We start from the raw sequence: 15478 nt of genomic DNA, 5'->3' as shown, positions 1-15478 counted from the left end.
ACTTGCTATCGTATGAACGATTATATTTATCGAAAGATGTACATGACGATATCGGTCACTCATATATTGATGAGTTGACTTTGCATTGAGCAAAAGATAAAAAATTGACGCTACCCGTAAGAGGAAATTTATGAAGTTTTTGCCAGTACTACCCCTAGCCTTAGCGGCCCTGTTTGCCTTGCCACAAGCTAACGCTGCTGACATTAAGCAAGATAATATCAATTCATGTGTCAATGGCGCAGTCAAATATAAAGTCGCTGACAAAAGCAACGCAACCAAACTATGTAACTGTACTATTGGTGTGCGCAGCAACATGACTATCGGTCAAATGTGGGAAATCGAAAGCTACGCGCAAGATAAGAAAGACCCTTCTAATCTGCCATATGTGAAAGCGATGCAAAAAGATTTGCAGCAGTGCACCGTTGGCTTGGATTTGAAGAAGCCACAAAAACCTGCTTAACCTCTAATCGTTTGATATACAAAAGACTGGCTATTGCCAGTCTTTTTTGTTGCCAATGAATGGGCAAAGTGTAAAACTGATTATTTATTTCTACTAATCTGCCTATAATAAGAACACTATAAATAGAACCATCATTAAGCCAATACACACAACTAAAACTAATAAGGATTTTACAATGGCCAAGCCAACAACAGAAACCATTCACCTACCTGATTTCCCAGTAACCATAGTACGCAAGCTTGCTGGTAATTTTATTCATGATGAAATCAATTTAAAAGAAATGGTTGCCAATACCGATAAAGGCCTTATTCTGTATTTTTATCCCAAAGACAACACGCCAGGCTGCACCACACAGGCAACAGAGTTTACCTCGCACCTTCATGACTTTGATGAATTGGGCTACGACATTATTGGCGTCTCTCGTGATAGTGTTGAATCTCATGAAAAATTTATCGACAAATATGACTTACAGATTCCACTCATCAGTGATACTGATGAAAAGCTATGCCAGTATTTTGATGTTATCAAAGAAAAAAATATGTACGGCAAAGTTACGTTAGGCCTTGTACGTTCGGCATTTGTATTCGATAAAAACAGTGAGCTGACTCATGCTCAGCGTAACTTACGTGCTAAAGACTATACCAGTCGCTTACTGACTATATTGGCGCCATAATTACTGGTTCTGTACTTAAATCAGTATTATTGGCACTATAATTAAGTCAATATTCATCATAAGAACGATAAAAATAGAATAAAAAATATAAGCCGAGAATTTAGTCTATTACTGAATATAACCTTTACCCTATTAGAGAATAATTTGAATAAACAATCTGACACGACCACTGACGATACGCCAAAAGAAGTCACGCGTAAAGTATCTGTCGCTATTATCGGCGCGGGTACCGCAGGTCAAAATGCGTTTCGCCAAGCAAGTAAAATCAAAGATGATGTGGTCATTATTAATGAAGGTTTTTGGACCACGACCTGTATTGCGGTCGGCTGTATGCCTAGTAAGCTGCTAATTGCAGCTGCTGATCGCGCACATGATGCCAACCATTCTGCTGAGTTTGGTATTCATGCGACCGCGCAAATTGATGGCAAACGAGTTATGGAGCGTGTACGTGATGAGCGCAGTCATTTTGCCAGCTATATTAAAAAGCAAGTAGACAGCTGGCCTGACCATAAGAAAATCGACGGTCGTGCTCATATCAATGAGCAAGGGCTAATCGAGGTCAATGATGAGCTCATTGCTGCTGAGCAAATCATTGTCGCCACCGGTAGCTCGTCGTTTATTCCTGATGGGTGGGCGGATAAGCTTGGTGATACCATGCTCACTTCTGATAGTGTCTTTGAACTTGAAGACTTACCGAAAACGATGGCTGTCGTCGGTGCTGGTGCCATCGGTCTAGAGCTTGCACAAGCATTCACACGTTTAGGTGTAGAAGTCACGCTGCTAAACCGTGCCAAACAAGTGGCTGGTCTAAAAGACGATGATATTAATAATAAAGCCATGGATTGCTTAAGTCATGAATTAACCATGCATCTAGGTAGCGAAATTACCGATGTAGGCACAAAAGCAGGTGAAGGTAACAAAAGTGCGTTTATCAAATATGAAGATAGTGCTGGTGAGTCTCAGCAATGGCAAGGCGAGTACGTCTTAGTTGCTACTGGTCGTCGCAACAATATTAAGCAGCTAGGTGTCGAAAACTTAGGTGTCGAGCTAGACGATAAAAACCGTCCAAAAGATTTAAGTAAAAAAACAGGCCAGATTGGTGACTTAAACGTTTATATCGTTGGGGATGCTAATGCTAATATTCCGTTACTGCATGTGGCTAGCGATGAAGGCTATAGTGCGGGCAGTATGGTCTGCGAAAACACAGAAGCGGCCTATATTCGCCCACCTGCGACTCCTTTCTCTATCGTATTTTGCTCACCGCAAATCGTTAATGTTGGTATGTCGCTACCAGAAATTCAAAAAGATTCAGAACTCGAATTTGTTATCGGTAGTGTGAGCTTTGATAATCAAGGACGTAGCCGTGTGATGGGTGTCAACTGCGGCTTACTACATATCTATGGCTGCAAAAAGACAGACAGAATTTTAGGCGCCAGTATGGTCGGTCCTGATGCTGAATATATCGGTCATATACTTGCTACAGCGATTACCAATGATTTGAGTATTAAAGATATGCTCGACACCCCTTTTTATCATCCGACGATACTAGAGGGACTACGTACGGCGTTACGTGATGTGCAGTACAAAATGGAGATACCCTATCAATCTCAAGACGCGCAAGAAGACAATTTTTAATTTACAGTTAGGTCTTGCTCTAAAAAATAGAGTTAGGCTTAGTCATCACTCATGCTATATTTGATTGACTAGACAACTTGAGGTGACGTGTGACCGGACACCTCATTTATCAAACCTTGTATACACACACCCTGCATGGACGAAGCAATGTCAATCGCTAGTGTTACCGACTTTTTTAAAGAAATCATTCGTGACCTACATACTAGTCTCTACCTTGCGCTTGGCGGATCTATAGATGAAGAGTCGCTCAATTGGTCTTCTCAAGCAGTAGAGCTTGCTAGCACTGGCATAAAGATCCTAATACTGCTTGCGGTATTGGGATTTTTTTATTGGTTGGCCAATTATATTCTCAAGCAAAGCAGAGCCAAAATTCGTTTAAATGATCGCCGCACTAAGATTATCCGTTCAGTTTTGCGCTATGTCTGGATTGTCGCCAGTCTGATAGCGATTATGAGTCAGATAAACTTTGAACCAGAGACCATCAAAGCCACCGCAAAGGCAAGCACTTGGGCAGGTATCTATTACGTACTTTGGGCATCATCAGGACAAATCATTCACAGAGTCCTACAGCATTATGGTCTCAATGCTTCCATAGAACAGTTGCTCAAAAATATTTTATCTGTACTACTACTGGTACTCGGGCTTGCCAGCGTCATGGCGCAATTTGGTTTTGACATCGTATCGTTAGTGGCGGGTTTAGGTATTGTTGGTTTGGCGGTTGGTTTCGCCGCTCAGTCTACCCTTGCTAATTTTATCGCTGGTATCACCATTCTGCTTGAGCAGTCTTTTCAAGTCGGTGATTGGATTCATATCAATGATAATGAAGGGCGGGTGGTACTTATCGCCTTGCGCACCACTCATATCCTCACTCGAGACAATATTACTGTCATTATCCCAAACTCCAACGTTGCCTCATCAGAAGTCATCAACCTAACTTCCAAAAACTTTATCCGTTTTGATATTCGTGTACGTATCGCATTCGAAGATGATATAGAAACGGCTCGCAAGGAAATCTTGCAAGTACTCAGCAATACCGATGCGGTGCTTAATCGTCCTGAAACCTCAGCGACTGTGGCAGAAATTGGCGAGTATGGGGTATTTTTTATCGTACGCTTTTGGGTCAAACCAGCAGCCGTTGCCCGCATACCCAAAATCAAAGAAGTGCTGCAAGAAGAGATTAAAATCGCGTTTGACGCGGCTAATATCTCTACGCCCTATCCGCATATGCGCCTGCTAATGCCAAAGGATGTTGACTACCCTATTGCGACCAAGCCCTTTGCAACCACCACTCAAATCGTTCCAGAGGAATTACCACTGACGAAGGGTAAGTAGAGAATTTATTTTCACGTATTTGACTATCACATCTTAAAATCTTAAACACGGCTACTTTGAACCATCCTACTGTGAATTATGGTAAAATTGCCGGTTACACCGATTATCTTATTATTTGCTTTTTTGTCAATTTAGCCCACAGGTACCCGTATGACCGAACAAACCGCGCCCGCATCTCTAACAGCAGCTTCACCAGAGTTGTCGCTTGATCTTATTATTACCTGTGCCGATGGGCTTGAGGCACCACTGCAGACTGAGCTAACCAGTTTTGGCATTGACAGCGAAATCAAAAGTACCGGCCGTCTAGCTGTCACTGGTGGCTTACGTGAGCTATATACTATCTGCCTATGGTCACGCGTGGCATCGCGGGTATTGATGCTAATTAAACGTAAAAACATCAATGCAGAATACGACGTTGCGGAGCAGCTATACGGCTTGGCAAAATCGGTCAATTGGACTGAGCAGTTTAGCCTAGAGCAAACCTTTGCTATTCGTCTGTCTGTCGATAAGCGTGTCGCCGTCAGTCAGCAGTTTGCCATGCTACGTATCAAAGATGCGATTGCCGATACCTTTAACGAAGTTTACGACAGCCGTCCTAACGTCGATAGCAAAAACCCAGACTTCTCTGTTTTTGCAACCATCAATGACAAGCAAGCCGAGCTGTATTTAGATTTATCCGGTACCAGTTTGCATCGCCGTGGTTATCGCGTGGCCATGACAGAAGCGCCATTAAAAGAAAACTTGGCAGCCGCCCTACTCTATAGCGCTGGTTGGCACAAGAAAAATGAAGCTGGCGACGCACCTTTTTATAATGCGTTAATCGACCCAATGTGCGGCTCTGGAACGTTCCTTATCGAAGCGTTATTGATGCATTGCGACTATGCCGTGGGCATCGACAAAGCCGCCAATCAATTTGGCTTTTACCAGTGGCAGCATCATGATGAGACGCTATGGCAAGAGATGATTGATGATGCTCAAACACGTTTCCGCGAAGCATTAGAGATTGCCAATGAGCAGCCTGATACATTGCCGCTTATGTTGGGCTTTGATGCTGATAGTGGTGCGATTCTTGCCACAGAAAAAAACTTAATTGCCGCAGGTTTACAAGACCTTTTACCATTACTCGATATCGAACATCGTGCGCTTGACCAACTTAGTAACGTGCTCAAGCCATTAGTCAATGATGGTCGATTGAGCAATCCTTTGGTCATTACCAACCCACCGTATGGTGAGCGTTTAGGCGATGAAGAAATGATTAAGCCGTTGTATCAAGCGATTGGGCTGATATTGCAAGACAGCTTTGCCGGTAGTGGCATTGACCCGATGCTTGGCATATTGGCCTCTCATGTCGAACAAGTAGATATTCTACCGATCAAAGAACCAAAAACGTTACGTTGTCATAACGGTGCTATCACTGTCTATTTCCGCTACGGCACGCTTATCGCTGGGCAAACAGGCAACCTTGTCAGTCGTTTTGAGAAACGCGAGATTGAAGTAGAAGAGGGTCAAGACTTCATTAATCGTCTGCAAAAAAACCTTGCTAAACTCAAGAAACTGGCCAAAAAAGACCATGTAAGCAACATTCGTGTTTACGATGCTGATTTACCTGATTTCAAAGTCGCAATCGATTTATACGGTGATTATGCGCATGTGCAAGAATATGCGCCGCCAAAGACCATCCCACCTGAGACTGCAAAAAAGCGCTTTAACTTGGCATTGATGGGTATCCGTGAAGTCTTTGATATTAACCGTGAACAGATCTTTATCAAAACGCGTGCTCGTCAGTCTGGTAACGATCAGTACAGCAAGCAGAACACCACAGAAAAACGTGGCAAGTTTCATGTTGCGCGCGAAGATGGTGCTTACCTTTATGTCAACTTTACCGATTACTTAGATACTGGTCTGTTTATCGATCACCGTAATATGCGTGCTCGTATCAAAGATAACAGCCGCGGTAAAGCAGTACTTAACCTGTTTGCTTATACTTGTACTGCAAGTGTGCATGCAGCGCTTGCTGGTGCGAAAAAAGTCACTAGCGTTGATTTGTCACAGAACTATCTAGATTGGGGCAAACAAAACTTTGTCTTGAACGGTTTGGATGTTAGCCGCAATAAGTACCAGTTCGTTGCTGCCGATATCTTTGAGTGGATTAAAGACAATACCGAACAGTTCGATGTTATCTTTATTGATCCACCAACCTTCTCAAACTCTAAGAAATTCCAAGGTACTTTTGATGTGCAACGTGATCATGCTGCATTGATTAATCGTGCGATGAACCGCCTAACCTCTGATGGCGTCTTGTACTTTTCTAACAACTTTACGCGTTTTGAGTTAGATGAGCAGTTGACTCAGCGTTATGACATCATTGATATTACGCAAAAAACCATTGGCTTTGATTTCAATATCAAAAAACCGATTCATCAAAGCTTTGAGATTCGTCATCGTCAAAGTCTATAATTCGAAGTTTTAGGTTTATAGTTTAGAATCTAAAGTCCGTAAACAGGATTTTGATAAATAAAGTTGAATATTTATAGTGGCAGTATAAGTACCTGAAACTTCTGTTTTTTGCCGAATGTATATGAAATATAACAATGGCCCAATCAGCTTTGATTGGGCCATTTTTTGTTGCTATGATAGAGCGTTACTAGGCGATGGATTTGCGCAGTTATTGCGTAAGCATCGCCTTTTTTCGATGACCTCATAAACCACTAACGTCTAATAAAAAGGATAACACCATGGCTTTATCACTTAATAAAGGCGGTAATTTATCGCTAACGAAAACTGACCCAAATTTAACCAAGCTACTTATCGGTCTTGGCTGGGATGAGCGTGCCACTTCTGGTGCTGAGTTCGATCTTGATGCTAGCGTATTTTTGCTAAATGGCGCAGGTAAAGTACGCGGCGATCATGACTTTATTTTCTATAATCAACTGAAGTCTGACAATGGCGCTGTCGAGCATACTGGCGACAACCGTACTGGCGAAGGCGACGGTGATGATGAGGTTATCAAAGTAAATCTCACTCAAGTACCTGCAGACGTAGATAAAGTAGTCGTGACAGTGACTATCCATGACGCTGCTGCTCGTAGCCAGAACTTTGGTCAGGTCGCAAACGCCTTTATCCGCGTCGTCAATGAGGAAACAGGCACTGAAGTGGTACGTTTTGATTTAGCAGAAGACTATTCTGTTGAGACAGCAATGGTGTTTGGCGAAGTATATCGTCACAACGGCGAATGGAAATTCCGTGCTGTTGGTCAAGGCTATTCAGGCGGTTTGCAAGCGATGTGTCAGCAATACGGTGTCGATATCTAAAACCATTATTTACTGGTATTTAGTCAGTTATTAGTCACCGTCATCACGTCCAAAACAGTAAACTGCCATCGTTGCAAATAGTCACAATTTTTAATGGCCAAATGACTAGTAATGCTTTACGTTTCGTTTAAAATTATGCATAAAAAGTGGTTAGTAATAACCGCTTTTTTGCGGTTCATGCCTATACTAGGTAGACCTTAGCTTTACGCAACCATACAGGATGTGTCATGAGACATTTTTATTTAGACTTTATCTTTACCGCAATTGCTTTGGCAATAGCAGCATGGTGGGGATATTCACATGGCGGTATGGGTGGCATGATAGCCACTCTTTCTATTACCGCTATTTTGGCCGTCATGGAGATTTCATTATCTTTTGATAATGCGGTGGTCAATGCTTCAGTCCTTAAGGGCTGGGACGAATTTTGGAAAAAGATATTTTTAACCGTTGGTATCCTAATCGCCGTATTCGGTATGCGATTGGTCTTCCCTATTGTCATCGTCGCGGTTACTGCCGACCTTGGTATGATGGAAGTCATCAACTTGGCTTTATATAGCCCTGAAGAGTACTCAGCAAGACTGATGGCACACCATGCAGAAATCTCAGCATTTGGTGGTATCTTCTTACTATTGGTATTCTTGAACTTTATTTTTGATGACAAAGACGTGCATTGGTTTGACTGGCTTGAGAGCCGTTTAGCCAAGCTAGGTAAAGTCGATGCTATGAGCGTATTTGTAGCGCTTATCGTCTTGATGATCGCGGTATCATGGGCCAATGCAGAGCAGTCAAGCGCTGTCCTAATCGCAGGTGTTTGGGGTATCTTGGTTTATCTGGGCGTACAGGTTGTATCGGGTATGCTTGAGGGCGATCTGGAAGAAGACCTAGAAAACGAAGAAAATGGTTCGGGCGCTGCGGCGACCAGTGCCATTATGAAGGGCGGTATCATTGGTTTCTTATACTTAGAAGTCCTAGATGCTTCATTCAGTTTCGATGGTGTGATTGGCGCATTTGCAATCACCAATGACGTGATTGTTATCATGTTAGGTCTTGCAATTGGTGCGATGTTCGTACGTTCTATGACTATTTTCTTGGTAGACAAAGGCACGCTTGACGAGTTCATCTATCTTGAGCATGGCGCACATTATGCCATCGGCGCATTGGCACTGATTATGCTATTGTCAGTGAAGTTCCATGTGCCAGAGATTATCACTGGTTTGATTGGTATTGCCTTTATTGGTTGGGCGCTGCTAGCGTCACTTCAGCATCGTAAAGCTGAGAAAGCAAGCCTAAACTAAGGCGTGTTCTCAGTGTAGTCTGTATCTAGTTATACATCTAAGCAGGTCATATCATCAGGTATGGCCTGTTTTTTTGTCATACTGTTTTTGTCATACTGTTAGGTCTTGTGGAAGCCCCAAAATATCGGAATAACCCATAATTAAGACAATCAATGGTTAAAATTACGTTTGCCCTGTTACTATTACCCTATCTTCGGTTAAAATCTTCGTCCTTAAATAACTTGTCGAAAAAAGACCCTATAAACGATATGCAAAAAATTCTTGATGATATTGCTGCAGAGATGGCAAGAGAAACTGACCGCGGCAAAGTCGCAGATTATATCCCTCAATTGGCTCATATTGATCCTAATCAGTTCGGTATAGCCGTAGCGACTCCTGATGGGCATATGTATGCAGCAGGTGATGCAAGCACTCTGTTTTCCATCCAAAGTATCTCTAAGGTATTTACCTTAACCATTGGTCTTGGCAAGCTAGGCGATACACTTTGGACACACGTCGGACGCGAACCATCTGGCGATCCTTTTAATTCAATTGTGATGCTCGAGCATGAGTCTGGCCGACCGCGCAACCCATTTATCAATGCTGGTGCCATTGCCGTGGTGGATGCTATTATGATGGGGCATAAACCTAAAGAAACACTGGGTGAAATCCTGCAGTTTGTTCACCTCATTGCAGATGATGAGTCAATTCGCTTTGATCATAAAGTAGCGGCTTCTGAGATGGCGCACAAGGACCGAAATGCCTCTCTGGCGCACTTTATGAAATCCTTTGGTCGTTTAAAACACGATGTGGATAATGTATTAGGTACGTATTTTCATCAGTGCTCGATTGCAATGAACTGTCAACAGCTGGCTAGTGCCGGTCTTTATTTAGTGTCTAACGGAGTTGATAAGCACTCAGGAGTACGTGTAATCAATGAAAAAAGAGCACGCCGTATTAACTCATTGATGATGATGTGTGGTCATTATGATGGTTCTGGCGAATTTGCTTACCGTGTGGGCTTACCAGGCAAAAGTGGTGTTGGTGGCGGTATTTTGACGATAGCACCTGGTAAAGGGTCTATCGCTGTCTGGTCGCCAGGGCTTGATCATGTAGGTAACTCTAAGCTTGGACTAAAAGCACTAGAGCGCTTCGTACAAAAAACTGGCTGGTCGGTTTTTGCAGAATAAGAGATACATGTCTATTTGTCTAAATAGGTTTTTTATATAATGCCAAGCTCTCATACTAGCTGCGAAGCATACCTAAGCCATGAGTTAGTTTGTTCTAAGCCCATATAGTCAGTCGGTGCTTTTTAAAGCGATTGTTTTATCTAAGCTACCTTTGTGCTAAATCCCTTTTGTATGAAACATTACTTTTCATAACAATATCTTAACGACTATTGCTAAGTTGATTAGAAATTATCAAAGATACAGAAGTATTATGTCCCTTAGTAAGCATATAGTAAGCGCACAAAATACGCCTTGCTTAGTGAGCAAACGCTTAGTATAGTAAAACGTAATGATATGCAGGGCATAGCGTACAGGTAAGTTTTTATTATTTGCTCTGAGATATCAGTCACTGCACAACTTTTAGTTTATTTTTTATCAATCAATCCACTTAACTATTAATCCAAAGGATATTTGTATGGCTATTAGCTTAACAAAAGGCGGCAACGTAAACTTATCAAAAGAAGCGCCAGGTTTAACTAACATTACAGTCGGTCTAGGCTGGGATCCACGTGCCACTGACGGCCAAGAGTTTGACTTAGATGCAATCGGTTTCTTGATTAACGAAGCAGGCAAAGTCCGTAACGACCAAGATTTTATCTTTTTTAATAACCTAAAGTCAGACAATGGCGCTGTTGAGCATACTGGTGATAACCGTACTGGCGAAGGCGATGGCGATGATGAGAAAATCAAAATCAATCTTGCGAGCATTCCAGCTGACGTCAACAAAGTAGCTATCTGTGCCATCATCTATGAAGGCCAAGCACGTAATCAAAACTTCGGTCAAGTTGGTGATGCTTATATTCGCGTTGTAAACGACAATGGCGAATCTGAAATCGCTCGTTATGACCTATCAGAAGACGGCAGCACTGAAACAGCGATGATTTTCGGTGAATTATATCGTCACAGCGGTGATTGGAAATTCCGTGCGGTCGGTCAAGGTTTCAGCGGTGGTCTAGGACCATTAGCAGCTTCTTATGGCGTAAATGTTTAACGTTAAAACCAACGTAAACGTTTAGCAAGCCGATTATCATAATCAGACGTCTGGTTGTGATCTAATAAGCCATCAAGTGTGCCCCTTTAACGCATTTGATGGCTTTAAATTTAATTGGCTTATCATAAAAGCTATAGAGCACCTAAAAGCACACGCACATATTAAGAGCATTTAACAAAGATATTAGAATAAGGATTTGCAAGCCATGGCCGCAACATTCAGTTTAATCGGTACTATTGAACCTTTTTTGCATTGTAATCTTAAAAAAGGCGATTCAATTTATTGTGAAGCCAACGCGATGGTGATGATGGAGTCCAATCTTGAGCTGAAAGGTAAGCTACAAGGTGGGCTGATGCAGTCACTGATGCGCCGCTTTGCAAACGATGAATCATTGTTCCAACAGCAGATTGAAGCGGTTAATGGTGAGGGCGACTGTTTGCTTGCGCCCACGCTTGATGGTGATATGCAAATCATAGAAGTTGGCAAGCAGCAGTATACATTGAGTGATGGTGCGTTTGTCGCGGCCCAAACTGGCGTCGATATCAGAGCCAATATTCAGCGCAATTTAGGCGGCGCAGTGTTTGGTGATACGGGCGGTTTCATGGTGATGCAGACCCAAGGCCAAGGCCAAGTCGTGGTATCTGGTTTTGGCTCGTTGTTTGAGATTGATGTCACACCAGACAAAGACGTCATCATTGATAACGGTCATGTGGTCTGTTGGGATTCGAATCTTGAATACAAATTGTCAGTTTCGACCAGTAAGAAAAAAGGCATCATGAGCAATATTATCAATTCTGTTACTAGTGGCGAGGGTATGGTTCTGAACTTCTCAGGAAGTGGCAAAGTCATTATTTGCTCGCGCAATCGCGACAGTTATCAAGGTTGGATACAAAGCGTCCTAGGTAGTAGCTCAGGCGGACGTGGCGGCGGCGGTGGCTTCTTAGACAATATCTTATAGCACCTTTCACAATTTATACCAATTTTTAACTTTATTTTTAAACGGTTTTACTCACAGTTATTATAAGGATACTCACATGGCAGTTAGTCTTCAAAAAGGTCAAAAAATCTCCCTAAGCAAAGAAGCTGGTGGCGAGCTTACTCAAGTTAAACTAGGTCTAGGCTGGGATGTCGCGCAAGGGCCACAGGATAAAAAAGGTGGCTTCTTAGGAAAATTATTCGGCGGCGGTTCTGGTGGCGACTCTATCGACTTAGATGCTTCATGCATTATGTTCGATGCTAACAAGCAAGCGGTCGATGCCATTTGGTTCAGTCAGTTAAAATCGAAAGACGGCAGTATCGTGCATACTGGTGATAACCGTACTGGCGACGGTGATGGCGATGATGAAGTCATAAACGTTGACCTCTCAAGAGTACCTGCTAATGTGGTCTCATTGGTATTTACGGTCAATAGCTTTACTGGTCAAACGTTTGAGACAGTAGAAAATGCTTTTTGCCGTATCGTTAATGCCAATAACAATAGCGAAGTAGCACGTTATAACTTGTCTGCCCAAGGTGGACATACAGCGATGGTAATGGCAAAGGTTTATCGTCACAACAATGAATGGAAAATGCATGCGATTGGCGAGACAGCTTCTGGCCGCACCTTCCACGACTTAATGCCTGCTATCACACCACATGCATAATTGACTGAAGACTTTAACTGGATTATTACCAATCTAGTTAAATAGTTTATTTCAAAAAAGAGCGGCCCATCTATCAGTAGATGGGCCGCTCTTTTATGTTTATTATTTAGATCTTAAAAAACACTATTTACGTCCACGCTTCCAGCTAAAGCCCCAATTAAACGCTTTGTCCATCTCTTGATGACCTTTGAAATATTGGTTGATACGCTCAACATTGATACTGCCTTGTTGATTGACCAAACGGGCAATGGCACACATTGGTAGATTACCCGCACCTTCGGTCAAACGTGTCTCAATCGGTGATTGATCGGGTACATGGATAGTCACAACCCCATCGGTTTTTTCCCAGTTAGGTGCGCCTTCGTAGATAAACGCAAAGATAAATACTTCTTCAATCTGTGACCATTGCTGACCGTTAATATCTAGCCATTCACCGCCGCTTACCTGCCCCGTTCTATCATCAGCACGTAGGCAAACATAAGGCGCTGATTGTAAACTACCAAAGCGATTACCCAGTGCTTGAATCAGGGTTTTTTCACCATTCTTTAGATGAATCATAGCGCCGACATCTAGATCGATACCGCTTGATTGATGCTGCTTAAATAAATCACCCAGTATGCCTTTCTTAGGTGTTGATTTATCATTTTGCGGGCGTTGGTTCCAGTCTAAATTGACCGAAATTTTGCCAAAGTCATCACGTTTTTTAAGATTAATGCTAGATTGGTTTTTAGTTAATGTTATTTTACTTAAGTTAATCGAAGGGTTAGCGGGAATCGGTGGCGGGTTGTTAGCTTGAGACGTGTTGCCTGCTTTTTGCGTATTGATTGGTCGCTGCGTGTTGATAGGTTGAGGTTGGCTTTGTGCAGGGTTATGATTTTGGGCAGGCGCGTCATCAGCGATTTCCACACCAAAATGCTCAGACAAAGGTTTTAGCCCTCCCTCAAATCCTTGGGCGATAAAACGAAATTTCCAGCTTCCTTGTCTGCGATAGCATTCAGCCAATATAATGGCTTTTTCATTACGTCCAGCGCTACTCAGCTGACAAGTCATTAGCACTTGATTGCCTTGCAGAACTTGAATGTCCACATCGCCAACTTGCGACAATGTTTGCGCACTAGAGAACGCTAGGGCAATTTTCTCAATAGTTGCAGGCTGTGCAGACAAATTGACATCAAAAAAACCATCACTGTCATGACCACGGAAGCTAACACTACCATCATCGCTACGTGTCTGACCATAAAATATCATGTCACCATCACCGCGCACTTTGCCGTCATTAGTCAGGCGATAAGCAGCACAATCGATGGCATTTTGGCTTAAAATACGAATGCTAATATTGTCAGTCGGTAGTGGCGCATTGGCACCTGCAATTAGTTTTTGAGGTTGGTTTTGACTCATCATACGTCCTTTAGATTATTTATTATGCTGTTGTCATTGTCATGCTGACTGTCGTCATATAGTAGCATGGATATTATGAAAATTTTGAACCAGACAATCGCGATATAAGCGCTAAAGTCGTCCTTACAAATCCCTATGACTATTTTATTAGAGGCGTTTATAACGCATATCATTTGTATATAATACGTCCTATTAAACCGTATACCTTTGCTAATATTACTACTAGATTTGCAGTAGCAATATTGACTTGCCCATTCCCCTACACCTAATGATAACGCTGAGAGAATTATGAATAATCTTGCTGACAATAGTAACCCTTCAATACCAGTAGCGGCGTGGTTAGCTGAAGGTCAATCTAGCCAGCGTGATATGTTAGATAGCTTACAAAGTTTAAAGAGCAAATCAAGCAGTCCTTCAAACAACCCTTTTCAAGTTATTGCCTCACACCGTCATGATAGACCTGAGATTTTCGAATTCGCCGATATGGTTTATCGCGAGCCATCTAATTCAGCTGTGGATACTGATGCCCAGACGACTAGCGAACCTGCTATACCACGCTGGCAGTTCGTATTAGAGCAAGCTCAAAAGCATAACGTAAAAGTACTACTGACTGGGCGCAATGGTATCGATTATGAAGTGCATCGTGAAAAATTTGACGCTGCTGGTATTCGCTTGTTAACAGGTGCAACCAGCGTGGCGGCACTAGAATCAATCGATGATAAATTTGCTTTTATGCAGCATTGTCACACTTATAATATTCCAGTGGCAGACGCATGGCGTTTTAACAATACTGCTGAACTTGAGGCTTTACTCGCCGAGCATGGCGACCAGCCTCTATGTGTGAAACCTGTCGTCGGTATTTTTGCACAAGGGTTTTGGCGACTAGACACTGGTAAAGAATATGATGAGCAGTACGACAGCTTTGAGCACTTATACTTCACTGAAGAGAAAAAAATCAACACAGCCCAATTTGTGAATGCCTATACCAACAGCCAAATGGTACACGAGCGCCCTATTCCCATGTTGCTGATGCCTTATCTATCTGGGCAAGAGTACTCTATCGATGTAGTCTGTGAATATGGCGAAGTCCTAGCTGCTGTCACTCGTCATAAAACAGGAAAAATACAACATGTTGGTTATGAGCAGTCTGTCATGGATGTCGTAATCCCACTGATTAGGGCTTTTGGCTGTGATGGCATCGTCAGTGTACAAACCAAAGCTGATGATAGCGGTCAGCACCGTGTTCTTGAGATCAATAGTCGTCCATCAGGTGGTATTGGTTATACTTCTCATAGTGGAACTGACCTGACGCAAGTCGGCTTTTCTTATTGGTTGGGGTTATCAGAGAGACCTAACTTAGAGACCAATATTCAGCATATTGAACCATGCCAAGTACGCTCTATTATGTTGAGTGTGAAAATTGAAAAGGGTGATGAATAAATAGTCCGCTAGGCATGCTCGTGGTTAGTAAATGATTTGAACAGAAAATAAAAAAGGTTTTTAGATATTAATCTAAAAACCTTTTTTATTTT

Annotated in this window: 13 protein-coding genes; 12 read left to right on the top strand and 1 reads right to left on the bottom strand. The window is 42.5% G+C overall.

Annotated features, from left to right (window positions below):
* The first annotated feature begins 130 nt into the window (after window positions 1-130).
* From QL886_RS03255 to QL886_RS03205, 11 genes are all read left to right on the top strand, one after another.
* A complete protein-coding gene (locus tag QL886_RS03255; protein WP_179798272.1) occupies window positions 131-460 on the top strand; it encodes a hypothetical protein in 330 nt (109 codons plus the stop codon).
* A gap of 175 nt (window positions 461-635) precedes the next feature.
* Complete coding sequence (locus QL886_RS03250; RefSeq protein WP_114700306.1) at window positions 636-1133, top strand: peroxiredoxin; 498 nt, start codon at window positions 636-638, stop codon at window positions 1131-1133.
* Between the two features lie 144 nt (window positions 1134-1277).
* Window positions 1278-2768 carry a dihydrolipoyl dehydrogenase gene (locus QL886_RS03245; protein WP_290177623.1) on the top strand — a complete coding sequence of 497 codons (1491 nt, stop codon included), beginning with the start codon at window positions 1278-1280 and terminating at the stop codon, window positions 2766-2768.
* A 147-nt stretch (window positions 2769-2915) separates the two neighbouring features.
* The gene (locus tag QL886_RS03240) at window positions 2916-4100 is read left to right on the top strand and encodes a mechanosensitive ion channel family protein (RefSeq protein WP_290177622.1); all 1185 of its coding nucleotides are present in this window, start codon (window positions 2916-2918) and stop codon (window positions 4098-4100) included.
* A 150-nt stretch (window positions 4101-4250) separates the two neighbouring features.
* Window positions 4251-6557, top strand: coding sequence for a bifunctional 23S rRNA (guanine(2069)-N(7))-methyltransferase RlmK/23S rRNA (guanine(2445)-N(2))-methyltransferase RlmL (gene rlmKL / locus QL886_RS03235; protein ID WP_238052423.1), 2307 nt, complete (start codon window positions 4251-4253; stop codon window positions 6555-6557).
* Window positions 6558-6835: 278 nt separating this feature from the next.
* Window positions 6836-7411, top strand: a complete 576-nt coding sequence (locus QL886_RS03230; RefSeq protein ID WP_057760825.1) for a TerD family protein — start codon at window positions 6836-6838, stop codon at window positions 7409-7411.
* Window positions 7412-7638: 227 nt separating this feature from the next.
* A complete protein-coding gene (locus tag QL886_RS03225; RefSeq protein WP_101206443.1) occupies window positions 7639-8706 on the top strand; it encodes a DUF475 domain-containing protein in 1068 nt (355 codons plus the stop codon).
* A gap of 248 nt (window positions 8707-8954) precedes the next feature.
* Window positions 8955-9875 (top strand): glutaminase, encoded by a 921-nt coding sequence (locus QL886_RS03220; protein ID WP_102078669.1) that lies wholly within the window; start codon window positions 8955-8957, stop codon window positions 9873-9875.
* 454 nt (window positions 9876-10329) lie between these two features.
* The gene (locus QL886_RS03215) at window positions 10330-10905 is read left to right on the top strand and encodes a TerD family protein (RefSeq protein ID WP_057760832.1); all 576 of its coding nucleotides are present in this window, start codon (window positions 10330-10332) and stop codon (window positions 10903-10905) included.
* 205 nt (window positions 10906-11110) lie between these two features.
* Complete coding sequence (locus tag QL886_RS03210; protein ID WP_057760834.1) at window positions 11111-11863, top strand: TIGR00266 family protein; 753 nt, start codon at window positions 11111-11113, stop codon at window positions 11861-11863.
* Window positions 11864-11939: 76 nt separating this feature from the next.
* Complete coding sequence (locus QL886_RS03205; protein ID WP_057760836.1) at window positions 11940-12548, top strand: TerD family protein; 609 nt, start codon at window positions 11940-11942, stop codon at window positions 12546-12548.
* A 123-nt stretch (window positions 12549-12671) separates the two neighbouring features.
* On the opposite strand, the gene QL886_RS03200 is transcribed toward QL886_RS03205, so the two are convergent.
* Window positions 12672-13946: a TerD family protein gene (locus tag QL886_RS03200; RefSeq protein WP_290177621.1), complete on the bottom strand. Its 1275-nt coding sequence runs from the start codon at window positions 13944-13946 to the stop codon at window positions 12672-12674.
* A 288-nt stretch (window positions 13947-14234) separates the two neighbouring features.
* Here QL886_RS03200 and QL886_RS03195 point away from each other — a divergent pair, with 288 nt between their 5' ends.
* Window positions 14235-15386 (top strand): ATP-grasp domain-containing protein, encoded by a 1152-nt coding sequence (locus QL886_RS03195; protein WP_290177620.1) that lies wholly within the window; start codon window positions 14235-14237, stop codon window positions 15384-15386.
* Window positions 15387-15478 lie beyond the last annotated feature (92 nt).

Source organism: Psychrobacter sp. APC 3281 (genome assembly GCF_030407815.1).
GTDB lineage: Bacteria > Pseudomonadota > Gammaproteobacteria > Pseudomonadales > Moraxellaceae > Psychrobacter.
Note: the sequence above shows the minus strand (reverse complement) of the source record. Positions and strands in the feature narration are given on the sequence as shown.